This window comes from Chryseobacterium sp. YIM B08800 (assembly GCF_026163565.1).
GTDB lineage: Bacteria > Bacteroidota > Bacteroidia > Flavobacteriales > Weeksellaceae > Chryseobacterium.
On the sequence record NZ_JAPDKN010000067.1, the window covers coordinates 1 to 21,957 of the forward strand.

The window sequence follows — 21,957 nt, forward strand, 5'->3', positions numbered from 1 at the left end:
CTTAAATTTTAACGGTTTTTATTTGCTTTTTGTCATAGAATGCGTGGTGAAAAAACTCATTTTATTCAAAAAGTTAAACCATTAAAATTGGTTAGGCTTTAAAATAAATATTTTATAAATGTTTATAAATTTTATACACGCAAAGATTTATTTATTCAGCTCAAATTTAAAGATGCAAAGGCAAATAAAATTTGCTTCGCAAAGCTTGAAAACATAATCATTGCATTAACTTAGTAATTCATTCTTTGCGGGCTAAATTTTTTACATAAAAGTATTTATCATTTAGGTAAAAGAGAAATATGAAAAAGTCGATGAAATTATTAATGTGAAACCTTTAAAATCACAATATTATCATTCAGATTAATGGTTTTAATATTATAGCTAAAGTTTTTCAATTTTGTTTTTTCAGTTAAAACTCTTTTTCGTTCTGCTTCTTCCAATTGAAGAAAATCTAATGAAGAAATAACTTCAATCGAATTTTTTTCAGAAACGATAGGAGATTTTTTTTCGAAATAATTTAAGATCAAATAAATTACAACAATCGAAATGTTGATCCCTAAAAGAATTTCTAAATTTTTAATAGGTAAAAGTCCGTCTAACAGTGAAAGTGTGATTGAAACAAACAGGAAAACAATCGTCTGAATAGTAAAGGTTTCCGTTCTGAAACGCAGGATCGAGAAGATGGCAAAAAGACCAAAACCCACGCCGAGGCTATATTCTGCTTTGGTAAAAACCAAACACATAAAAAATGTACAAATGCTGATCAATCCCAAAAGAGGATGTAATCTGATGTTACGGTTTCTATTTGAAAAATAATAAAGAGTGAAGATTGATATGCAAAGTATCGCTAAACGTTCAAAAAGTTCCTGTAGTTCCAAAATTGTGCTTTAATTTCTGACAAATATACAATTTAGAATGAATGGTTTTTAGAAAAAATAATAGTATTGTTTTTAGGCTGAAAACAAAGGTAGCACTCCTACGGAGCGCCACTTTGTAATTCTGTCAATTTATTCTACACAGGTTCTGCTCCGATGGAGCAGGTGACAAAAGACAAACATACCTTCTCAAAGTGTTGAGTAATTATATTGTCTTTAATTATTTCAAAAATTAATTTCTGAATAACTGTCTTACATCTGCAGAATCAAAAGTATAGGTCGCTGAATTTTCAGACTTATCTAGCTTTTTACTAATCGTCAAAGCCCAAAGTACCAATTCTTTACAGAAATTCTTATTTTCCTCGCTGAGTTCAGAAGCGTTTTCTTCTACAACAGTTGTCAATGGCGCAATTTTATTCAGTTTTGCATAGAATTCTTCGTCGGTATCGGTGTAATTGAGTTCCAAATGATTTTTATTAAACCATTTAATCAAATCAGTGTAAGGAGTTTTGATGCCTTCTTTCTCTAATTTTGAAATGCGTGGAAAAATACTTTCAAACTGTATCATTACCGCTTTGTCAATTAATATTTTAGCTACATAATCTGCGCCTTCCTGTTCTCCTTCGTAAACCAATTCTATCTTTCCGGTAATTGAAGGGATAATCGACATGAAATCAAGCAGACGAACGGTAGTTTTATCGGCTCCGGTTTCTATCAGACGTAATTTTGCTGCAGCGACCAAGTTTTCCATTGCGCTGATTGACAAACGAGCACTTACGCCACTTTTTGCATCTACATATTCGCTGTCACGGGCTGCAAAAGCAACTTCTTCCAAAAGATTTTTTGCCAAATCAGGAATTTGAATCTGTGCTTTATCTTGGGCAGAAACCAGAGCTTCCTGTTCGGTAATCTGTTTTGCTAAAGCAATGGTTTTCGGATAATGCGTGAAAATCTGCGATCCGATTCTGTCTTTTAAAGGCGTTACGATGCTTCCACGATTGGTGTAGTCTTCAGGATTTGCCGTAAATACAAACTGAATATCCAAAGGCATTCTCAATTGAAATCCACGAATCTGAATGTCACCTTCTTGCAAGATATTAAATAAAGAAACCTGAATTCTAGCCTGTAAATCGGGCAATTCATTTAAAACAAAAATCGAACGGTTCGCTCTCGGGATCATTCCATAATGTAAAACACGTTCGTCAGAATAGGGTAGTTTTAAAGTTGCTGCTTTAATAGGATCAATATCTCCAATTAAATCGGCAACATTTACATCCGGAGTTGCCAGTTTTTCAAAGAAACGATTCGAACGGTGAACCCAAGAAATTGGAGTTTCATCACCCAATTCAGCGATCAGATCTCTCGCAAATTTTGAAATCGGTTGAAACGGACTATCATTAATTTCAGAACCTTTTACGATCGGCATATATTCATCTAAAAGATTGACCATGCTTCTTGCGATTCTGGTTTTTGCCTGTCCGCGTAAACCTAATAAATTGATATGATGTCCCGCTAAAATTGCCTTTTTCAATTGTGGAACTACAGAATCTTCATAACCCCAAAGTCCTTCAAAAACGGGTTCTTTTGCTTTAATTTTTGCAATTAAATTAGCCTGAATTTCCTGACTAATTGTTTTATCTGTATATCCTGATTTTTTTAATTCTTTGAATGTTGTATCGTTTTTCATTTTTTGTAATGATATTGTTATTAATGGCTGGGTGTTGGATGAATGAAGCTGGAGGTTAAGCTAATTAAGAAATAAAACGATGACTTTATTATTAAATTTTGCCAAATATTTATTTGTAAACTTTATAGACACCCAACATCCAGCTTTATATTCTCTTAATTCTATTCTTCTCGTAATCCTCAAAAATCATTTGTCCTAAACCTGAAAGTCCTGTAAGAAAAGCTTTTCCTTTATTTTGAGCGGTAAATGCATTTACAAACTGCCGTAAATATGGATCTTGGGCAATCATAAAAGTTGTGATTGGGATTTTCAATTTTCTGGCTTGTGCAGCTTTATTGAGACATTCGGAAATGATTTTCTGGTCTAAACCGACACTGTTCATGTAATATTCACCAGTTGGAAGTTTCAGGCAACTTGGTTTTCCGTCGGTAATCATGAAGATCTGTTTGTTGGTATTTCTTTTTCTACGCAGAATATCCATTGCCAATTCTAATCCTGCAACGGTATTGGTGTGATACGGACCGACCTGCAAATAGGGAAGGTCTTTGATTTTTATCGGCCAAGCTTCGTTTCCAAAAACAATAATATCGATGGAATCTTTTGGGTATTTTCTTTTGATCAGTTCTACCAAAGCCATTGCCACTTTTTTGGCAGGCGTAATCCTGTCTTCACCATATAAAATCATCGAGTGACTGATGTCGATCATCAAAACCGTACTCATTTGAGCTTTATGTTTGGTTTCTTCTACAATGAGGTCGTCTTCGGTCATTCGCAAATCTGAAATTCCATTGTTGATTTGTGCGTTTTTCAAGCTTTCAGTCATATTGACGGTAGAAAGATCGTCGCCGTATTGAAAATTTCGGTTTTCACCATCTCGTTCGTCGCCAACTCCTGATTTGTTGGTTTTATGATTTCCAATTCCACTTTTTTTAAGCTTTCCAAAAATCTGGTCTAAAGCATATTCTCGTAAAGCGGCTTCCAGTTTGGCTGTAAGAATATTTTTACCTTTTCCGGTTCCAGAATTTTCATCTTCGGAATCGTCTTCTTTTTTGATGTAGCCTCGCTTTCTTAAGTCTTCTTCAAAATCTTCAAGCGTATATTCGTCGGTGAAAATGTCGTATTCTTTATCGAGCATATCGAGCCACTCAAAAGCTTCCTCAATATCTCCTGAAGTGTGGGTCAACAAATCTTTGAACACATCAAAAACCCTCTCAAAATGTGAAATGTCTTCCGGAATATGTTTGCTGAAGGTAAATCCCTGTTGAAAATTTAAATGTTTATCTGTCATGAGATGAATCTCGTTTTTAGAAAAGACAAGTTAGGGAAATTTTGAAGGAGTGGAATGGTTTTAAAAATAGAAAATATGGATGATAGTGATAGGAATTGCAATTAGTTTCACTTTAATAAATAGTATTATCTGACAATTGCGGATTTCCATACAAATCAAAACTGATTGATCTGTTTAAGCTAAATTTTAAATTAAGCCATGACAAATCTGTATTTACAAATATTTCTCTTATAACTTTTTTACACCTTCTAATTTCTTTCTTATCCTCTAAAAAATCCTTCAAACCAAGTGCGTCTTTCAATTTAGGTTTATCAGAATCCATTACTGAAATCTTTTTTAAATTTCCTTTTTTTGAGAATTCGAGATGGTATGTTTCAAAACAATTTATTTTTTTTGATTTTAAATTGATATTTCGAATAAAGCTTTCTAAATAATGGTCAATTGAATCTTTGTGTGATTTTAAATATTCACGATACGGTTTATATTTTTCTCGAATTTCATTTTGTTTCTTTGTCAATTTATACATCATTCGATATCCATCATATGAGTAACTTTTACCTAGTGGTAAAATATTTTCAAAAGTGCTATAAATTGAATCTAATTTTAATTGGCTTTGAACAAACCGAATGTTTTCGGCAATAATTTTTATTGTTTGTTTTTCTTCGTCTTGTTGCAATGGACAATTGTATTCCTGTTCTTGTATGTTGTTTAATGTTTTAAACTGAAAATTAACTTTATTACAATGCAGATAGTTTCTATTCCAATTTTCAATAAGAGAATCAGTAGGTAAATTATTCTGATCAGATAAAATAAGTTTGTTCATCAATTCTTTTATTTTATCTTCTTCAATGGGTGTTTTTTGGAAAAATTCAACAGTGTTTTTTAATTCATTTCTATCTCTTTTTGAATAATTATATTGCGTCGTTTTATTAATGACAAATCCGAAATATTTATTGTTTTTATTTTTACGTAATTCGATTATTTGTCGAGGAAATAGAATTCTTATAGTAACTAAATCTTCAGAGTCTTTAATTGGTAAAATATTATAAATAATTCTGTTTCTTTCTTCAGAGCTAAACTTTTGATCAAGCTTATCATTTTTTCTAAACTGTAAATCACCATTTAATTTTTGACTTTGAAAAAACAAACTATGAAATATCAAACTGAACAATAGTATTTTGGACATGGTCTTTATTTACATTTACAATTCAAATATAATTAAAAGTTTAAAGAAAAGTTTAAACCATTATCTTTGCACCCACAATTACCACTATGAAAGACTTAATGGGACGCGCAATCTGGGATTATTTTCACAATGAAGATCCTGAAGATCTGCAGACTGAAACTTCAATTTCCGAACTCGATGAGCTTCCGGTAGAATATCTTTTCAGAGGTTTTGAAGAGATGAATAAGATTGAAAAGAAAACTTTAAAACTAGCTGACGGAAAAGTTTTAGATATCGGAGCGGGAGCTGGTTCCCATTCGTTATATCTTCAAAATGAAAGGAATTTAGAGGTTACTGCTTTAGATATTTCGCCAAGATCAATTGAGGTTTGTCAATCAAGAGGAATTCAAAAGGCGGCTGCTCAGAATATGCTTGAATTTTCGGGAGAAACTTTCGATACGATTCTTCTATTAATGAACGGAACCGGAATTTTTCAAAGCTTGAAAGTAATTGATATTTATCTTAAAAAGCTTTATTCATTACTAAATAAAAACGGACAGATCCTTATTGACAGTACCGATATTTTATACATGTTCGATGCAGATGAAGACGGCGGAGTTTATATTCCAACAGAAGGATATTATGGTGAATTGGATTATATCGTTCATTACAAAGGTGAGTCTGAAGATCCCATCAAATGGCTGTATCTTGATTTTAATACTTTGAAAAACGCTGCTGAAAATAACGGTTTTAAAATAGAAAAAGTTATTCAGGATGAAGATTCTTATCTGGCAAAACTGACGAAGAAATAGGTTAAATCAGTACGAATATTTTTTGGAAAAGGTAGCGCTCCTACGGAGCGCGCCATCACAACTTAGCATTTATGCTACAAAGTTTGCTCCTTAGGAGCAAACATTCCGTAAACAAGGTTCTTATAATTCTTTAAAAGTAAAATTTTAGATTTTGTTGTCATTAATTTTTCAAAAATAATATGTATTTATGTTATTGAATTTAAAAATAATATTTGAAATTATTCATCATTTTATTTTAGACTAACTATAAATTAGGATGTCAAGTATATGATTTATAATTGATTGTGTTTTATAGTTTTCAAAAAAATATAGAAAATACTTTTCACGGAATCATTTTTGTATCCTTAATGATAATCACATTTAAATATACAATTATGAATACCAACAGACTTTCACCTGCGCTGGAAAAAGCATTGAGCGACCAGATGAATAAAGAAATTCACGCTTCACACACATTTTTATCGTACGGAATTTGGGCAGATGACAAAGGTTATCAGGGAATTGCCAATTTTTTGTACCGTCATGCTCAGGAAGAGAGAAATCATTCCATAAAATTTATGGAGTACGTTTTAAACAGAGGCGGAAAACCAAAAGTGGAAGCAATTCCGGCTCCGCCTGCAGATCCTGAAACTTTATCGGCTTGTTTCGATGGTGTTTTTAAACATGAAGTAGACAATACAACCTCTATTTACAGGCTTGTAGATTTGGCTTTGGAAGAAAAAGACTGGGCAACATGGAACTTTATGCAATGGTTTGTTCAGGAACAGATTGAAGAGGAAACTTTAGCTTCAAATTTAATAGATAAACTGAAAATTGCGGGTGGCGACAGAGCTACAGACGAATCATTATTTAGCTTAGACAGTGCAATGGCATCTGCTCCTAATGATGTTCCGCTGGCTCAAGAAGCGACAGGGAATAATCCATAAACATAAGTTTACGAAAAAATATTTTAGAAAATCCGTCAGATTATTGGCGGATTTTTTTATTATGAATTTCACCGTAAAATCACTATATTTGCACGCTGAAAGTGAAAGGTAATATCACCTACACTTTAAACCTTAAACTTTGAATCTAACGTTATGAAATGTGGAATCGTAGGCTTACCGAATGTAGGTAAATCAACTCTTTTTAACTGCTTAAGCAATGCTAAAGCGCAGTCTGCCAATTATCCTTTCTGTACTATCGAGCCTAACTTAGGAACGGTTTCTGTACCGGATCAGAGATTATTTGAGCTTGAAAAACTGGTAAATCCTGAAAGAGTTTTGCCTGCTGTTGTAGAGATCGTAGATATTGCTGGTCTTGTAAAAGGAGCGAGTAAAGGAGAAGGTTTAGGAAACAAATTCTTGGCAAACATTCGTGAGTGTGAAGCGATTATTCATGTTTTAAGATGTTTTGATAACGGAAATATTATTCACGTTGAAGGTTCTGTAGATCCTTTGAGAGATAAAGAAATTATCGATATAGAACTTCAGTTAAAAGATATGGAAACAGTGGGTAAAGCTGTTGAAAAAGCGAAGAAGTTCATTAAGTCTGGTAAGAAAGAAGATATTTTGACGTATGAAACGCTTCAAAATCTTCAGAAACATCTTGAAGATGGTAAAAATGCAAGAGAATTTGCAGTGAATGATTTAACAAAATCAATCATTGGTGAGGTTCAACTTTTGACCAATAAACCGGTTCTTTACGTTTGTAATGTTGATGAAAATTCAATCAAAAACGGAAACGAGTGGATCGCAAAAATTGAAGAAATGGCGAAAGGTGAAGGTGCTGAAATTGTTGTTTTAGCAGCTCAGATTGAAGCCGATATCAATGAACTTGAAACTTTCGAAGAAAGAGAAATTTTCTTGGAAGAATTAGGTCTTACAGAACCTGGAGTAAACCGTTTGATCAGAAAAGCTTACGATTTATTGAAGCTTCAGACGTATTTTACAGCAGGGGTAAAAGAAGTAAGAGCTTGGACAATCGGACAAGGTTGGACGGCGCCTCAAGCTGCGGGAGTAATTCACACAGATTTCGAAAAAGGTTTCATCCGTGCGGAAGTAATCAGATACAATGATTATGTAACGTATGGTTCTGAAGCAAAAGTAAAAGAAGCTGGAAAGCTTTCTGTAGAAGGTAAAGAATACATCGTTCAAGACGGTGATGTAATGCACTTCAGATTTAATGTTTAAAAATATTAAAAGTTAGTTATATAGTATTTTAAAATACGCTTCCATGAATTTGGGAGCGTTTTTTTATATATTAGTAAAAACATTTTATGAGATATTTATTTTTATTATTTCTGATTTTTTCGTGTTCAAAAAGCCTTGAGGAAAGATGTTTTGTTCAGGAAGACGAAAAGTATTTTAATACTTATGAAGAGCCTAAAACATTTACTGTAAAAGATATTTTAGAAAATAAACCCGACTATCTTGAAATTATAAATTTGAAAAACTTCAGAAGCTTTAAAAAAGATAGCTTAGAAAGATGTGATATTCGTAATACAAGTGAGAAAGACGAGAAATTCTTTCGGGATCAAAAGACTCTATTTTCAGATTTTGAAGAAAAATTTTTCGGACAATTTCTTTATTCATTTAAGCACACTGAAAACAATGTAAAATATGCTTTGGGTAGAAACGGATTGGGGTATTGGTTTTTAGAAATTAAAAACGACAAACCTTCTGCTTATTTTCTAGGGTTAAGTTTCAGTCATTATCAATTTAATAAATTACAACAGAATCCAATTGTTAAAGATGGTAGTTTTCAACTTGAGGGAAGCTTTGTTAAAATCATAAAAGTTCCAGGATTACCGGGATATGATGATTATTCTGCTATTGAAGATGGGAAGTTATTCAAAATTAAACTGGAAGATTTAAAGAAAGATTCAGATGATGATGGGTATACAGATATTTTTGAGAACTGTTTTGGTTTGAATCCTAACAATAAAGATACCGATGGAGACGGAATTAATGATTTTCAAGACCGTAATCCGCTTTTTAAATCTGAGAAAAATAAATTTACAACTTTATATGAAAATTTGATCGATCAGCCTTTAGATGGGATAAGAGATAATTTAGATAAAATGGATTATTTTATTATGCCTTTTGAAAGTGACTGTGATTATTTTCAAAGAATAAATCTAAAAGCAAAAGTTTTGGTATTTCCGGAAGATAGAGAAAAACAACCTTATTATGTAAGAGTTACAGATGTCTTTAATGGGGGTTATTCTAAAATTAAAAAAGACAAAAGTAATCCCAATGTATTTTATATTTATGAATGGGCAATTGGAGGAACAGCAGATTATCGGGTTGAATTTAAAAATGGAAAATGGGTTTTTGAAAATGTTGGTGGAACGGTTTCATAATATATTTTTATATTTGAATTATACAAATTCCGCATCATGGAAAAACTAGCTCATGCTTCTCTGGAAGATTTTTATCTTGAAATGACTAAAGGATTGGGAAAAGATATGGAAAGCATCTTCCCAAAAGGTCTTCACAAAGATATCGGTCATTTTAATGTGTTTGATATTGCGCAGACCATTGCCAATGTCAAGAAAACTTCTGAAATGCCTTACAACAGGAGAAAATATTATAAAATAAGTTTAATCAGAGGAAGAAACAGGGCAGAATATGCTGATAAAGTAATCTCCATAAAAAAGAATGCTTTGCTTTTTGCAACCCCGAAAGTTCCTTATCATTATGTACCTGAAGATGAGGATCAGTCTGGGAACTTTTGTGTTTTCACAGCGGATTTTTTCACTAAAAATGCTTCGAAAAATATTCTTGAAGATTTGCCATTATTTCAACCGGGTACCATTCCTGTTTTTGAGATTGATGACGAGCTGGCTGATGAAATTGATCTACTGTTTGGAAAAATCAAAAAAGAAATAGATTCTGATTATGAATTTAAATATGATTTGATTCGAAATTATGTTTCAGAACTGATTCATTACGGACAAAAATTACAACCCGCAGAAAAAGTTGGAAATTCGCATAATGCAGCAGTGAGAGTGGTTTCTTTATTTATCGAATTGTTGGAAAGACAGTTTCCGATTGAGTCTTCCAGTCAAAGAATTCAATTGAAAGTAGCTAAAGATTTTGCAGATCGGTTGTCGATTCATGTGAATTATTTAAATAAAAATTTAAAGGAGAAAACAGGAAAGACAACCACTGAATTTATTGCAGACCGATTGATTCAGGAAGCTAAAATATTATTAAAACAAACCAATTGGAATATTTCCGAAATTTCTTACGCTTTAGGTTTTGAAGAGGTGGCTCACTTCTCCAATTTTTTCAAACGTAAAACTTCATTCGCTCCAATGGAATTTCGTGCCTGATTTGAATTTTGCAAATTTCAGATTGATTGGAGTAAACAAATTCGTTTGAAATTGGCTCAACTTTGTACCATCAAAAAATCAAATATGAATAACAGAACAAAAATTGCCCTTGTAACAGGCGGAAGCAGAGGTTTAGGAAAAAACTCAGCTTTAAAAATTGCAGAAAAAGGATTGGATGTAATTATTACTTACAATTCAAATAAAGAAGAAGCGGATAAAACCGTAGCTGAAATTCTGGCTTTAGGAAGAAAAGCCATTGCTTATCAATTGAATACAAAAGACGTAAAATCATTCGATGAATTCGTTAAAAATGTAGGCGACCATTTAGAAGAAAATACGGGAAGCAGAAATATTGATTTTCTTATTAATAATGCCGGAACGGCTTTGTATATGCCGATTGCGAATGTTACTGAGGAACAGTTGGATGATATGGTAGATATTCATTTTAAAGGAGTTTTCTTCCTTACTCAGAAATTTTTACCATTTATGAACGATAATGGCGGAATTATCAATCTTTCTTCAGGTTTAGCGAGATTTGCAATGCCTGGTTCGTCGGTTTACGGTTCTATGAAAGCGGCAATCGATCAACTGAGTAAATATATGGCGAAAGAATTAGGAGCAAGAAAAATTAAAGTCAATGCTGTTGCACCGGGTGCAATTGAAACCGATTTTGGTGGCGGAAGAACAAGAGATGATGAACATGTAAACGCTATGGTTGCTGGTAATACTGCTTTAGGAAGAGCTGGTTTGCCGGATGATATTGGTGGAGTAGTAGCTTTTTTATGCACCGATGATGCAGGTTGGATTACCGCACAAAGAATTGAAGTTTCTGGCGGAATGTTCTTTTAAAAAGTAAGAATTTAGCAGTTTGTCATTCTGACGAAGGAAGAATCTCAGGATTAATATTCAAAATTATCTCTCGCAGATCTAGCAAATCGAGCGGATTTTTATTATCTGCGTAATAAGCTCAATCTGAGAGAGATTTTATTTAAAATTTAAATAAGTTTCTTGGTATTACTCAAGAGCATGGATTAAGTAATAATGTGATTACTCCAGAGGAGCAATACCTGTGTAGGATATTTTTTGCAGAAGGAAATGGACGCTCCGTAGGAGCGCTACCTTTTTTCAATTTTAAATCTTAAAAAAAATCAATTAAAGCTTCGCTAAATTCTCAATCGCTTTTTCCAAAGTTTCATTCTTTTTGGCAAAGCATAATCTAATCACATTTTCATTCAGCTTGTCTTTATAAAATGCTGAAAATGGAATACTTGCCACTTTATGATTAATCGTTAACTCTGTAGCGAAATCAAAATCATTTTTATCTGAAATTTTATTGTATTTCAAAGCCTGAAAATAAGTTCCTTCACAATCGAGAAGTTCAAATGAAGTTTGAGCTAAACTCTGTCTCAGAAAATCTCTTTTTTTCTGAAAAAACTGATTCAGTTGATTATAATGTTCGTCATTTTTCATGTATTCCGCCAACGCCATTTGAAGTGGAGTATTCACACAAAAAACATTAAACTGATGTACCTTTCTAAATTCATCAGTAAGGGCTTTTGGAGCAGCGCAATATCCAATTTTCCAACCTGTGATGTGAAATAACTTCCCGAAAGATGCAACTAAAATACTTCTTTCTTTAAGTTCGGGATATTTGCAAATACTTAAATGTTGATTGCCGTCAAAAACAATATTTTCATAGACTTCATCACTCAAAATTAGAATATTGGTGTCTTTTACAATTTTTATTAATTTCTGAATATCATTTTCCTTTAAGATCTTTCCAGAAGGGTTGTTCGGATTATTCAGAATGATCATTTTTGTTTTTTCTGAAACTAAATTTTTCACTACATTCCAATCGATTTCATAATCCGGAGCTTTCATTTGAAAGCGTTTTACAATTCCTCCGAAAAGCTCTACGGTTGGTTCGTAACAATCGTATGCGGGTTCAAAAATAATCACTTCATCATCTTTTTGTACGAAAGCAGCAATCGCTGTGAAAATTGCCTGAGTTCCGCCTGCTGTAATGGTAACTTCAGTTTCGGGATGATAGATTGCTTGATGACTATTTTCGATTTTTCTTGCAATTTCTTCTTTTAAACCCATGATTCCGCCTAAAGGAGCGTATTGATTGAATCCTTTTTTAATGAAATCATTTGCTAAGTTCAGTAATTCTGAATCTGTTTCAAAATCGGGAAAACCTTGTGAAAGATTAATTGCCTGATGTTGATTGGCCAATTGAGACATTTGGGTAAATATGGTGGTTCCTACATTGGGAAGTTTTGAAGAAGGAAGTTGTATCATTTAAAAATTCTTTATGAATCTAAATTAGGCGAAATTTTCAAATATTGCAGACAAAATCTCAAGAAATATTTGATTGGAATATTTAAAATTAACTAAAAATATTAATAAATTGAAACTGAAAAATTCGGATATTTTTGCTCGATTTTGTACTTTTGTATGTTTGCTGAAATAATATATGTCACAAGAAATACAACCTATCTATTCTGAAGATAATATCAGAACCCTCGATTGGCAGGAACATATTCGTTTGCGCCCCGGTATGTACATCGGGAAGCTTGGCGATGGCTCGTCTGCGGATGACGGTATTTATATTTTACTGAAAGAAATTCTGGATAACTCGATTGATGAATTCAGGATGAAATCGGGTAAAAGAATCGAAATAAAAGTAGATGACGGAAAAGTCATGATTCGTGATTTCGGTCGTGGAATTCCTTTGGGAAAAGTTGTCGATGCAGTTTCAAAAATGAATACCGGAGGTAAATATGACAGTAAGGCCTTCAAAAAATCTGTAGGATTAAACGGTGTCGGTACGAAAGCTGTAAATGCACTTTCAGATTACTTCCGTGTACGTTCTTTCCGTGATGGTAAAATGAAGGTTGCCGAATTTTCCAGAGGTTTAATAACCGAAGAACACGCAGAAAAAGAAACTTCAGACAGAAACGGAACTGAGATTTTGTTTACTCCTGATGCTGAGATTTTCCTTCATTATAAATTCAGAAAAGAGTATATCGAAAGAATGCTCCGCAATTATGCATATCTGAACCCGGGATTAAAAATTATTTTTAATGGCGAAACTTTCTATTCTGAAAATGGTTTGAAAGATTTGTTGGATGAAGAACTTGAAAATGAAACACTTTATCCGATTATTCACCTGAAAGATAATGATATTGAAGTTGCTATTACACATACCGATAAATCACAGACTGAAACGTATTTTTCATTCGTAAACGGACAAAATACAACGCAGGGTGGTACCCATTTAAATGCTTTCAGAGAGGCTTTTGTGAAAACCATACGTGAATTTTTTAATAAAAACTTTGATGCTTCTGATGTAAGAAAATCCATTGTTGCAGCGATTTCAATCAATGTTGAAGAACCAGTTTTTGAATCTCAGACGAAAACAAAATTGGGTTCGAATGATATGGGACCAAACGGACCAACTGTTCGTACGTTTATCATCGATTTCTTAAAAAGTAAGCTAGATAATTTTTTACATAAAAACCCTGAAATTGCTGAAGCAATTCAAAGAAAAATCTTAATTTCCGAAAGAGAAAGAAAAGAGCTTTCCGGAATTCAGAAACTGGCAAGAGAAAGAGCAAAAAAAGTGTCGCTTCACAATAAAAAATTGCGTGACTGCAGACAGCATTACAACGATCAAAAGGCAGAAAGAAAAGCTGAGACACAAATCTTTATTACTGAGGGAGATTCTGCATCCGGATCGATCACAAAATCCAGAGATGTAGAAACTCAGGCTGTGTTTTCATTAAAAGGTAAACCTTTGAACTGCTATGGTTTAACCAAAAAGGTGGTTTACGAAAATGAAGAATTCAACTTACTGCAAGCGGCTTTAAATATTGAAGAAAGTCTTGAAGATTTAAGGTACAATCAAGTAATTATCGCAACCGATGCCGATGTCGACGGAATGCACATCAGACTTCTGATGATTACATTCTTCCTTCAGTTTTTTCCGGATGTGATTAAAAACGGACATTTATTTATTCTTCAGACTCCTTTATTCAGAGTTAGAAATAAAAAAGAGACGAGATATTGTTATTCCGAACAGGAAAGAGTAAAAGCTTTGAATGAATTAGGTAAAAACCCTGAAATTACCCGATTTAAAGGTTTAGGAGAGATTTCACCAGACGAATTCAAACATTTTATTGGAAAAGACATTCGTTTAGAACCTGTAGTGATAGGAAAAGATCAGACAATTGATCAGCTTCTGGAATTCTACATGGGGAAAAATACACCAGACAGACAGGTTTTCATCCTTGAAAATTTAGTCGTAGAAGATCAAGATATTAATAAAAAAGAGATTTTAGATGAAGTGGAGCTTTAAAAAGAAATAATCAGAAAAAACACTAATAATCAACATGAGACTGAGTAACAGGAAAAAAGTACCTGTGTATAATTTTTTCAATATACTATTATTGATGATATTATCGGGCGGGTGCGTCGGTTTTATTTTAGATAAAATAAGATTTGGCATTTTAGATGAAAAAAGTTGTCTTTTAATTATTATCCCTGTTATCTTATTGGTCGTCATTTATTTACATGGAAGACAGATCTTTGAGTATGACAGTGACGGAGAAGCGCTTCATTTCAGAAATAGAAATGTGGTTCCTTTTTTAAATAGACCTTTAAGTGATGAATTTCCAAAATATAAACTGATTAAATTTGAGATGGTCTCCATATTGTTTTTCAGTAGACTTTATGTAACGATTTCGAGCAAAAATAATGGTTCCACAACCTTAAAATATGAAACTTCTTATTTGACGAGAAAAGAAGTTAAAGATTTAAAAGCATCCCTTAACAAAGTAGTAAATGCTAATAAAGAGAAAAGACATTAAGAATAAGTAATGATAGAAGACAACTCTCACGAAGGCGAAAGCTTAAAAAAAGTTTCAGGACTGTACAAAGACTGGTTTCTGGATTATGCATCTTATGTAATTTTAGACAGAGCGATTCCGTCTGTTTATGATGGTTTCAAACCCGTACAGCGTAGAATTATGCATTCTATGCGTGAATTGGAGGACGGGCGTTATAATAAAGTGGCCAATATTGTGGGTAACACAATGAAATATCACCCTCATGGTGATGCCTCTATTACCGATGCAATGGTAGGAATCGGGCAGAGAGAATTGCTGATTGACACTCAGGGAAACTGGGGGAATATTTACACAGGAGATTCTGCTGCAGCTGCAAGATATATCGAAGCAAGATTAACGCCTTTTGCTTTGGAAGTAGTTTTTAATCCCAAAACCACAGAATGGTCTAAATCTTATGATGGTAGAAATAACGAACCGATAGATTTACCTGTGAAATTTCCTTTGCTTCTTGCACAGGGAGTTGAAGGAATCGGAGTTGGGCTTTCCACAAAAATTCTTCCGCATAACTTTAATGAACTGATTAGCGCTTCTATTGCTCATTTGAAAGGCAAGAAATTTGAAATTTTCCCGGATTTTTTAACGGCAGGATATCTTGATGTTTCAGAATACAACGATGGACAAAGAGGCGGAAAAGTAAGAGCCAGAGCGAAAATTTCTCAGGTCGACAAGCATACTCTGATGATTTCTGAGCTTCCTTTTTCTAAAACCACAACAGACTTAATAGATTCTGTTCTAAAAGCAAATGAAAAAGGTAAAATCAAAATCAAAAAAATTGAAGATAATACTTCAGATAAAGTTGAAATCCTGATTTACCTTCACAATGAAGTTTCGCCAGATAAAACGATTGATGCTTTGTATGCATTTACCGATTGTCAGGTTACGATTTCGCCGAATGCTTGTGTAATTGTTGGTGACAAACCAATGTTCCTGAATGTTTCGGAGATTTTAAGAATGAATACCGATCATACAGTTTCTTTATTGAAAAAAGAACTGGAAATCGAACTTCATGAACTGCAGGAAAACTGGCATTTTTCATCATTAGAAAGAATTTTTATCGAGAACAGAATTTACCACGACATTGAAGAGGTGAAAAGCTGGGAAGAAGTTCTGAAAACAATTGATGCAGGTTTAAAACCTCACACTGCCCATCTTTTAAGAGAAGTTACCGAAGAAGATATTTTAAGGTTAACAGAAATCAGAATTAAAAGAATCTCAAGATTCGATTTAGATAAATTTAAAGAAAATATTGCTGCCTTAGAAGGTAAAATAGAGCAGGTAAGATTCCACTTGGCGAATCTTATTGCTTATGCAATTGAGTATTATCAAAATATTCAGAAAAAATACGGGAAAGACAGAGAAAGAAAAACAGAATTAAGAATTTTCGATACTATTGATGCTACAAAAGTTGCCGTTGCCAACGAAAAATTCTATGCAAATTTTGAAGAAGGTTTCATTGGAACTTCTTTGAAAAAAGACCAATATCTGTTTGACTGTTCAGACATCGACGATATCATCACATTCAGAAAAGACGGAAGCATGAAAGTGGTAAAAGTGGAAGCAAAAACTTTCATCGGAAAAGACATTCAGCACGTTGCCATCTGGAAAAAGAACGATAAACGCACGGTTTACAACATGATCTACCGTGAAGGAAGAGACGGACCTTATTATATGAAACGTTTTTCGGTAACTGCAGTTACAAGAAATACAGATTATGCTTTAGGTTCTGATAAAAGAGGTTCAGAAATGCTGTATTTTTCGGCAAATCCGAATGGTGAAGCTGAGGTTGTAACGGTTTTATTAAAGCCCAACCCGAGAATCAGAAAAAATAAAATGGAAATCGATTTTTCTGAACTGGCAATTAAAGGAAGAGATTCTAAAGGAAATTTGGTAACCAAATATTCTGTAAAGAAAGTTGATCTGAAAGAAGAAGGTGTTTCTACTTTAGCACCAAGAAAAATATGGTTTGATGAAACGGTAAGAAGGCTGAATGCAGATGTAAGAGGAACTTTATTGGGGAATTTTAAAGGGGATGATAAAATCTTAACGATTAATGCTCAAGGTGAAGCAAAATTGGTGAGTTTTGATCTTGGAAACCGTTTCGATGACGAATATGTGGTTCTTGAAAAATGGCGACCAAACCAGCCTATAACCTGTATTTATTACGACGGTGAAAAGGATATGTATTTCATCAAAAGGTTCTTGCTGGAAAACAATACCAATCTGCAAACCTTTATGCCTTCCGAACATCCGAAATCTTTTATCGAAAGAATTATTGTGGCCAATAATACAACTGCAGAAATTATTTTTGCAAAAGATAAAGGGAAAGAACGCGATCCGGAAACTGTAAATATCGACGAATTTATTGCCGTAAAAGGAATTAAAGCAATCGGAAATCAGTTTACAAAGTTTAAGGTTAAAAATATCAACATCACAATTCCGGAGCCGGAAGAAGAAGAACCGGAAGTGTACGAAGAACCAGATTTTACTTCATCAAACGATGACGGAGCAATAGGAAATTTGTTTGGAAGTGATGATAACGAAAATACTACAGAATGAATATCATAATATTAGTTATTGCTATTACTGCAATTATCAGTTTTATTGCTTTTAATAATAAAGAGATATTTGAGAAATATAAATTCAATGTTGGAGCTATTCAGCATAGAAAAGAATATATCAGAATACTTTCTGCAGGATTTCTCCATGCAGATATCATGCACTTATTGTTTAATATGATGACTTTATATTTCTTCGGTCCTGTCATTTTAGAAGGATTTGGAAATATAGGATTTCTTATTATTTATTTTGGATCTATTCTTTTAGGAAATATTTTTTCACTATTTATTTACCAAAAACAGCCGTGGTATTCTGCAATTGGAGCGAGTGGTGGTGTTTCAGGGATTTTATTTGCAGCCATTGCAATGATGCCCAATATCGGAATTTACTTCTTTTTCATACCGATTCCAATTCCGGGTTTTATATTTGGGTTATTATATTTCAGTTATTCTGTTTATATGATGCTTAATCCTAAACAATGGGATAATTTGGGACATGCTGCACATTTGGGAGGAGCGTTTTTCGGGCTTGTTTATGCTGTGATTATTCAACCTCAAAGTGCAATTGAAAATTCTTTATTTATAGGAATTATGTCGCTTCCACTGATTTATTTAGGATATGAAATATTTGTCAGAAAAAGAATTAACTAAACTCTTTCAAATCATCTGAAATAAAAAGACTGTTCTCTAATGAAAACAGTCTTTTTTATTGTTTAAAAGTTCTTTATTCAGCCCAGGCAATCGGAATATAAACATTCACATAACCGTCTTGTCCAACTAAAGAGGGTGTCAAGGTTACTGTAGTAGAGCCATAACCAACCCATCCTCCTTGTCCTTGATAAGCAGATATTTCATAAGTTCCTTCCGGAAGATCGTTAAAATATCCCGGTAATTTTGCAAAACCACCAACATAAGTAATATATCCGTCATAAACATCACCTGTATTTACGTCAGTTGCATAAATTCCACCCATGTCATAAGTCCCGTTCATGTAGTTTACTCCGTTTTGAGAAGTACCTATTTTCAACTGATAAGTCTGTTGTTTTTTGCTATTCTCGCTTTTATTGGCGAGATTCATTTCAGAATCCGTAAGAGTTGTTGCATCAGTACTGCAACTGAAAATCGTAAATAAAACTCCGCAAGCAAGCAGAGCGCTTTTCATTGAATTTTTCATAAAAATAATTTTTGTTTGGTGAGGCAAAATTAAGAATATAAAAAATAATAGAGATTTTGATTACAATTAACTTTATATGAATTTTTAAACTTAATCTTATTTAATTCCAAAAATAAAACGGTCGTTTTCGCTCAGATCTTTTATCAATTCAGCTTGTGAAAAATCTTTGTACAATTCTAATGTTTCTGATCCTAATTTCTGATTGATTTCTAAGAAAAGCAAACCATTTTTATTTAAATGTTTTTTAGAATCTTCTGCAATTTTTTTGTAAAAAATCAAAGCATCAGAAGTTGGAGAAAATAATGCCATTGTGGGTTCAAATCCCTTTACAGAATCTGCAATCTCGTTCTCTTCATCAAGTCCAATATAAGGTGGATTTGAAATAATAACATCGAAATTTTGATTTAAATCTAAATTCAAATAATCAGCATGAATAAAATTGATTTCAAGTTGGTGAAAATCTGCATTTTTTTTGGCAACTTCTAAAGCTTTTTCAGAAAGATCAATCGATGTAACTTCCGCTTCCGGGAAATGTTTCTTTAAAACCAAAGGAATAATTCCGCTTCCGGTCCCGATGTCTAAAACTTGGAGATTTGAGATTTGAGATTTGAGATTTGAGATTTTCTGAATCGTAATTTCAAGTAATTCCTCAGTTTCAGGGCGTGGAATAAGCACATTTTCATCCACAAAAATTTTCATTCCATAAAATTCGGTTTCACCTAAGATCTGTAAATAAGGTTTTCCGGTTTTTAATTCTGAAATGATTTGCAGGAATCTGTTTGCGTTTTCATCAGACAATTCTAAATCTGCAGATTGTCTTTGCTGAAAATTATTTAAGCCTAAAATATCTTCAGCAAAGATCTGAAATATAAAAACACTTTCAGGATCTGTATAAACTTCCGAAAGTGAATCTGAAAAATGCTTTTTAAGTTGTGATAGCGTCATTATCTTGTGAAAACGAGTTTGGTATCGGTCGATTTTTCTTCATCAATTCTGTAACCCTCATAGTTGAAAGCTTTCACATCGTTTAATGTTTTTGCATTGTTTTCTGCGCAGAATCTTACGACCAAACCTCTTGCATGCTTTGTGTAAACTACAATTGTTTTCAGTTTTCCGTCTTTTATTTCATAAAAATCAAAATCAATAACCTGATGATTGAGTTTTTTTCTGTCGACAACTTTTATATATTCGTTGCTCGCCAAATTCAGAAGAATTTCATTTTTCTTCATCTCAGAATTAAGCTGTTCGGTTACTTTTTCTGTCCAAAATTGGTAGAGATTCTTATTATTTTCAAATTCAAAATTTCTTCCCATTTCAAGTCGGTACAACATTACTTTGTCTGAAGGTTTCAGCAAACCGTACAAACCGGAAAGCATTCTGTAGTTTTTCTGAAGATAATCAACCGCATTTTTGTCTAAAGTTTTTGCATCCAACCCACGATAGACTTCACCCGTAAAAGCGAACATTGCAGGAGCAGATTCTTTTGCGGTGGGTTTAGATTTCCATTTCTGGTTTCTTTCCCAGTTTTCGTCTGCCAGTTTTGCTGAGATTTCCATTAATTCGGAAAGATATTTTGGCGATTTATGTTTTAAATGAGATTGAATTAATTCTGCTTCTTCGATAAATCTTGGAGTAGAAGTTCTCAATAAATCTGTTGAGTTTTCTACGTTCATTAATTTTGCGGGGGAAGTTATGATTTTCATAAGTAAAGTAAAGATAAATGTTTAGAATCAATAAAATTCATGATCATCATCGAGATAAAGTCTATCAGGAAATGACAGATTATTAGAATTTTAATGTTTGAATATTTTTTATAAAATAAAGCAAATACAATCCCAATAAAAAAGGGGACAACAACTTGGCCAATTGTTCCGTAAGTGCTGTGTAAAATGCCAAATAAAAGTGCAGAAACAATCACGCCCAACATCGGACTGTTGTATATTTTTTCAATTCTTGGCTGGATGTAAGCCCGCATCAGCAATTCTTCGATAACTCCGGCGGTAAGACAGGTGAAAATGATGAGAAAATAATTATTGTTAAATAAAATTTTAAACTCTAAAAGTCTTTTGCTAACTTTTTCTTCGGTCAATAAAATAATAATTGTATTCAGAAAAGCTCCGCCAAATACGCAAATAAAGTATAAAGCGATTACTGCACCTAAATAAAATAAAGGAGAATACTTCTTTTCTTCCCAAACAAAGAATGATCTGTTTTCTATGAAAAAATTATAAACTAAAACCAATATTAAAACCAGCCAAAGCGAAAGTCTGTCATAAAAAAAGAGATCAGCCGTTAAAGTTTTATAATTCAAAAAAGAATTAATTGTCGGGATTGAAAACAGCATTGAAGAGGCAAGCAATACGAAAGTAAGTATTATGCCTAAAGAATATCTTCCGCTAAGACTCATTTTATCAATCGTTCTAAATTTCTCCTTTTCCCTGACGGATTATTTCCGGTTCGCCCGATGTAAGATCTACAATGGTTGAGGCAACGTTGTCCCCATAACCGGAATCTATTACAATATCAACCAAGTGATCGTATTTTTCTGCAATCAGTTCCGGATCTGTAGAATATTCGATAATTTCATCATCATCTCTAATGGAAGTTGATGCAATCGGATGTCCTAATTTTTCAACAATCAACTGCGGAATTGAGTGATCGGGTACACGAATACCAATTGTTTTATGATTTTTATAAGCTAAAGGCAAACTTTTATTTGCTTCCAGAATAAATGTGAACGGACCGGGAAGATGGCTTTTCAAAAATCTAAAAACAGAAGTATCAATCGGTCTTGTAAAGTCTGATAAGTGGCTTAAATCATTACAGATAATCGAGAATTTTGCTTTCTCAAGCTTCTGTTTTTTTATTTGTGCCAGTTTTTCCATGGCTTTAATATCAAAAATATTACAGCCTAAAGCATAAATGGTATCAGACGGGTAAATGATCAGTCCGCCATTGTTCAGGGTTTTAATCACCTCATTGATAAGGTTTTCCTGGGGATTGTCGGGGTAAATTTTCAAAATTTTTGCCATAAACAAATGTACGAATATTTAAATAAATTTTATAAAAATGCTTTATTTAAAAGGATTGCTTGCGGTTTTGAAATATATTCGTATATTTGCAATCCAATATCGCGGGATGGAGCAGTAGGTAGCTCGTCGGGCTCATAACCC

Annotated in this window: 20 protein-coding genes; 10 read left to right on the forward strand and 10 right to left on the reverse strand. The window is 33.1% G+C overall.

The features are described 5' to 3' along the window. Positions 1-320 precede the first annotated feature (320 nt). The 4 genes from OEW74_RS18115 to OEW74_RS18130 form a co-directional block, all read right to left on the reverse strand. Positions 321-878, reverse strand: a complete 558-nt coding sequence (locus tag OEW74_RS18115) for a DUF4956 domain-containing protein (RefSeq protein WP_265429804.1) — start codon at positions 876-878, stop codon at positions 321-323. Between the two features lie 229 nt (positions 879-1,107). Further along, positions 1,108-2,562 carry a sigma 54-interacting transcriptional regulator gene (locus OEW74_RS18120; protein ID WP_265429805.1) on the reverse strand — a complete coding sequence of 485 codons (1,455 nt, stop codon included), beginning with the start codon at positions 2,560-2,562 and terminating at the stop codon, positions 1,108-1,110. Positions 2,563-2,707: 145 nt separating this feature from the next. Then, positions 2,708-3,850: a vWA domain-containing protein gene (locus OEW74_RS18125; RefSeq protein ID WP_265429806.1), complete on the reverse strand. Its 1,143-nt coding sequence runs from the start codon at positions 3,848-3,850 to the stop codon at positions 2,708-2,710. Positions 3,851-3,962: 112 nt separating this feature from the next. Beyond that, positions 3,963-5,036, reverse strand: a complete 1,074-nt coding sequence (locus tag OEW74_RS18130) for a hypothetical protein (protein ID WP_265429807.1) — start codon at positions 5,034-5,036, stop codon at positions 3,963-3,965. Between the two features lie 86 nt (positions 5,037-5,122). Here OEW74_RS18130 and OEW74_RS18135 point away from each other — a divergent pair, with 86 nt between their 5' ends. The 6 genes from OEW74_RS18135 to OEW74_RS18160 all read left to right on the forward strand — a co-directional run bounded on the left by OEW74_RS18135 (position 5,123) and on the right by OEW74_RS18160 (position 10,994). Next, positions 5,123-5,827, forward strand: coding sequence for a class I SAM-dependent methyltransferase (locus OEW74_RS18135; protein ID WP_265429808.1), 705 nt, complete (start codon positions 5,123-5,125; stop codon positions 5,825-5,827). A gap of 374 nt (positions 5,828-6,201) precedes the next feature. Beyond that, positions 6,202-6,753, forward strand: coding sequence for a ferritin (locus OEW74_RS18140; RefSeq protein WP_265429809.1), 552 nt, complete (start codon positions 6,202-6,204; stop codon positions 6,751-6,753). A 153-nt stretch (positions 6,754-6,906) separates the two neighbouring features. Further along, the gene (ychF, locus tag OEW74_RS18145; RefSeq protein ID WP_265429810.1) at positions 6,907-7,998 is read left to right on the forward strand and encodes a redox-regulated ATPase YchF; all 1,092 of its coding nucleotides are present in this window, start codon (positions 6,907-6,909) and stop codon (positions 7,996-7,998) included. An 86-nt stretch (positions 7,999-8,084) separates the two neighbouring features. Continuing rightward, positions 8,085-9,170: a hypothetical protein gene (locus OEW74_RS18150; RefSeq protein WP_265429811.1), complete on the forward strand. Its 1,086-nt coding sequence runs from the start codon at positions 8,085-8,087 to the stop codon at positions 9,168-9,170. Positions 9,171-9,206: 36 nt separating this feature from the next. Next, a complete protein-coding gene (locus OEW74_RS18155) occupies positions 9,207-10,145 on the forward strand; it encodes a helix-turn-helix domain-containing protein (RefSeq protein WP_265429812.1) in 939 nt (312 codons plus the stop codon). An 84-nt stretch (positions 10,146-10,229) separates the two neighbouring features. After that, complete coding sequence (locus OEW74_RS18160) at positions 10,230-10,994, forward strand: SDR family NAD(P)-dependent oxidoreductase (protein ID WP_265429813.1); 765 nt, start codon at positions 10,230-10,232, stop codon at positions 10,992-10,994. 303 nt (positions 10,995-11,297) lie between these two features. On the opposite strand, the gene OEW74_RS18165 is transcribed toward OEW74_RS18160, so the two are convergent. Continuing rightward, positions 11,298-12,446, reverse strand: a complete 1,149-nt coding sequence (locus OEW74_RS18165; RefSeq protein ID WP_265429814.1) for a methionine aminotransferase — start codon at positions 12,444-12,446, stop codon at positions 11,298-11,300. 175 nt (positions 12,447-12,621) lie between these two features. On the opposite strand from OEW74_RS18165, the gene OEW74_RS18170 reads away from it, so the two are divergent. The 4 genes from OEW74_RS18170 (at position 12,622) to OEW74_RS18185 (ending at position 18,261) form a co-directional block, all read left to right on the forward strand. Continuing rightward, entirely contained in the window at positions 12,622-14,505 is a 1,884-nt protein-coding gene (locus OEW74_RS18170) for a DNA topoisomerase IV subunit B (protein WP_265429815.1), read from the forward strand. Positions 14,506-14,599: 94 nt separating this feature from the next. Beyond that, a complete protein-coding gene (locus OEW74_RS18175) occupies positions 14,600-15,016 on the forward strand; it encodes a hypothetical protein (protein WP_265429822.1) in 417 nt (138 codons plus the stop codon). Between the two features lie 9 nt (positions 15,017-15,025). Further along, positions 15,026-17,611 (forward strand): DNA gyrase/topoisomerase IV subunit A, encoded by a 2,586-nt coding sequence (locus OEW74_RS18180; RefSeq protein WP_265429816.1) that lies wholly within the window; start codon positions 15,026-15,028, stop codon positions 17,609-17,611. Beyond that, positions 17,608-18,261 (forward strand): rhomboid family intramembrane serine protease, encoded by a 654-nt coding sequence (locus OEW74_RS18185; protein ID WP_265429817.1) that lies wholly within the window; start codon positions 17,608-17,610, stop codon positions 18,259-18,261. Before OEW74_RS18180 ends, OEW74_RS18185 begins: the two co-directional genes overlap by 4 nt. 73 nt (positions 18,262-18,334) lie before the next feature. On the opposite strand, the gene OEW74_RS18190 is transcribed toward OEW74_RS18185, so the two are convergent. The 5 genes from OEW74_RS18190 to OEW74_RS18210 form a co-directional block, all read right to left on the reverse strand. Further along, a complete protein-coding gene (locus OEW74_RS18190) occupies positions 18,335-18,784 on the reverse strand; it encodes a hypothetical protein (protein WP_265429818.1) in 450 nt (149 codons plus the stop codon). Between the two features lie 96 nt (positions 18,785-18,880). After that, positions 18,881-19,729 carry a peptide chain release factor N(5)-glutamine methyltransferase gene (gene prmC, locus OEW74_RS18195; RefSeq protein ID WP_265429819.1) on the reverse strand — a complete coding sequence of 283 codons (849 nt, stop codon included), beginning with the start codon at positions 19,727-19,729 and terminating at the stop codon, positions 18,881-18,883. Beyond that, positions 19,729-20,487 (reverse strand): peroxide stress protein YaaA, encoded by a 759-nt coding sequence (yaaA, locus tag OEW74_RS18200; RefSeq protein ID WP_074229226.1) that lies wholly within the window; start codon positions 20,485-20,487, stop codon positions 19,729-19,731. The genes prmC and yaaA overlap by 1 nt, the downstream gene beginning before the upstream one ends. Further along, positions 20,484-21,191 carry a CPBP family intramembrane glutamic endopeptidase gene (locus tag OEW74_RS18205; RefSeq protein WP_265429820.1) on the reverse strand — a complete coding sequence of 236 codons (708 nt, stop codon included), beginning with the start codon at positions 21,189-21,191 and terminating at the stop codon, positions 20,484-20,486. Before OEW74_RS18205 ends, yaaA begins: the two co-directional genes overlap by 4 nt. 13 nt (positions 21,192-21,204) lie before the next feature. Further along, entirely contained in the window at positions 21,205-21,816 is a 612-nt protein-coding gene (locus tag OEW74_RS18210; RefSeq protein ID WP_265429821.1) for an L-threonylcarbamoyladenylate synthase, read from the reverse strand. Positions 21,817-21,957: the final 141 nt, after the last annotated feature.

What these genes read in the sequence shown, in the direction of transcription:
- OEW74_RS18120 (WP_265429805.1), bottom strand. Translation starts at nt 2,562, where the DNA reads ATGAAAAACGATACAACATTCAAAGAATTAAAAAAATCAGGATATACA.
- OEW74_RS18125 (WP_265429806.1), bottom strand. Translation starts at nt 3,850, where the DNA reads ATGACAGATAAACATTTAAATTTTCAACAGGGATTTACCTTCAGCAAA.
- OEW74_RS18130 (WP_265429807.1), bottom strand. Translation starts at nt 5,036, where the DNA reads ATGTCCAAAATACTATTGTTCAGTTTGATATTTCATAGTTTGTTTTTT.
- OEW74_RS18135 (WP_265429808.1), top strand. Translation starts at nt 5,123, where the DNA reads ATGAAAGACTTAATGGGACGCGCAATCTGGGATTATTTTCACAATGAA.
- OEW74_RS18140 (WP_265429809.1), top strand. Translation starts at nt 6,202, where the DNA reads ATGAATACCAACAGACTTTCACCTGCGCTGGAAAAAGCATTGAGCGAC.
- ychF (WP_265429810.1), top strand. Translation starts at nt 6,907, where the DNA reads ATGAAATGTGGAATCGTAGGCTTACCGAATGTAGGTAAATCAACTCTT.
- OEW74_RS18150 (WP_265429811.1), top strand. Translation starts at nt 8,085, where the DNA reads ATGAGATATTTATTTTTATTATTTCTGATTTTTTCGTGTTCAAAAAGC.
- OEW74_RS18155 (WP_265429812.1), top strand. Translation starts at nt 9,207, where the DNA reads ATGGAAAAACTAGCTCATGCTTCTCTGGAAGATTTTTATCTTGAAATG.
- OEW74_RS18160 (WP_265429813.1), top strand. Translation starts at nt 10,230, where the DNA reads ATGAATAACAGAACAAAAATTGCCCTTGTAACAGGCGGAAGCAGAGGT.
- OEW74_RS18165 (WP_265429814.1), bottom strand. Translation starts at nt 12,446, where the DNA reads ATGATACAACTTCCTTCTTCAAAACTTCCCAATGTAGGAACCACCATA.
- OEW74_RS18170 (WP_265429815.1), top strand. Translation starts at nt 12,622, where the DNA reads ATGTCACAAGAAATACAACCTATCTATTCTGAAGATAATATCAGAACC.
- OEW74_RS18175 (WP_265429822.1), top strand. Translation starts at nt 14,600, where the DNA reads ATGATATTATCGGGCGGGTGCGTCGGTTTTATTTTAGATAAAATAAGA.
- OEW74_RS18180 (WP_265429816.1), top strand. Translation starts at nt 15,026, where the DNA reads ATGATAGAAGACAACTCTCACGAAGGCGAAAGCTTAAAAAAAGTTTCA.
- OEW74_RS18185 (WP_265429817.1), top strand. Translation starts at nt 17,608, where the DNA reads ATGAATATCATAATATTAGTTATTGCTATTACTGCAATTATCAGTTTT.
- OEW74_RS18190 (WP_265429818.1), bottom strand. Translation starts at nt 18,784, where the DNA reads ATGAAAAATTCAATGAAAAGCGCTCTGCTTGCTTGCGGAGTTTTATTT.
- prmC (WP_265429819.1), bottom strand. Translation starts at nt 19,729, where the DNA reads ATGACGCTATCACAACTTAAAAAGCATTTTTCAGATTCACTTTCGGAA.
- yaaA (WP_074229226.1), bottom strand. Translation starts at nt 20,487, where the DNA reads ATGAAAATCATAACTTCCCCCGCAAAATTAATGAACGTAGAAAACTCA.
- OEW74_RS18205 (WP_265429820.1), bottom strand. Translation starts at nt 21,191, where the DNA reads ATGAGTCTTAGCGGAAGATATTCTTTAGGCATAATACTTACTTTCGTA.
- OEW74_RS18210 (WP_265429821.1), bottom strand. Translation starts at nt 21,816, where the DNA reads ATGGCAAAAATTTTGAAAATTTACCCCGACAATCCCCAGGAAAACCTT.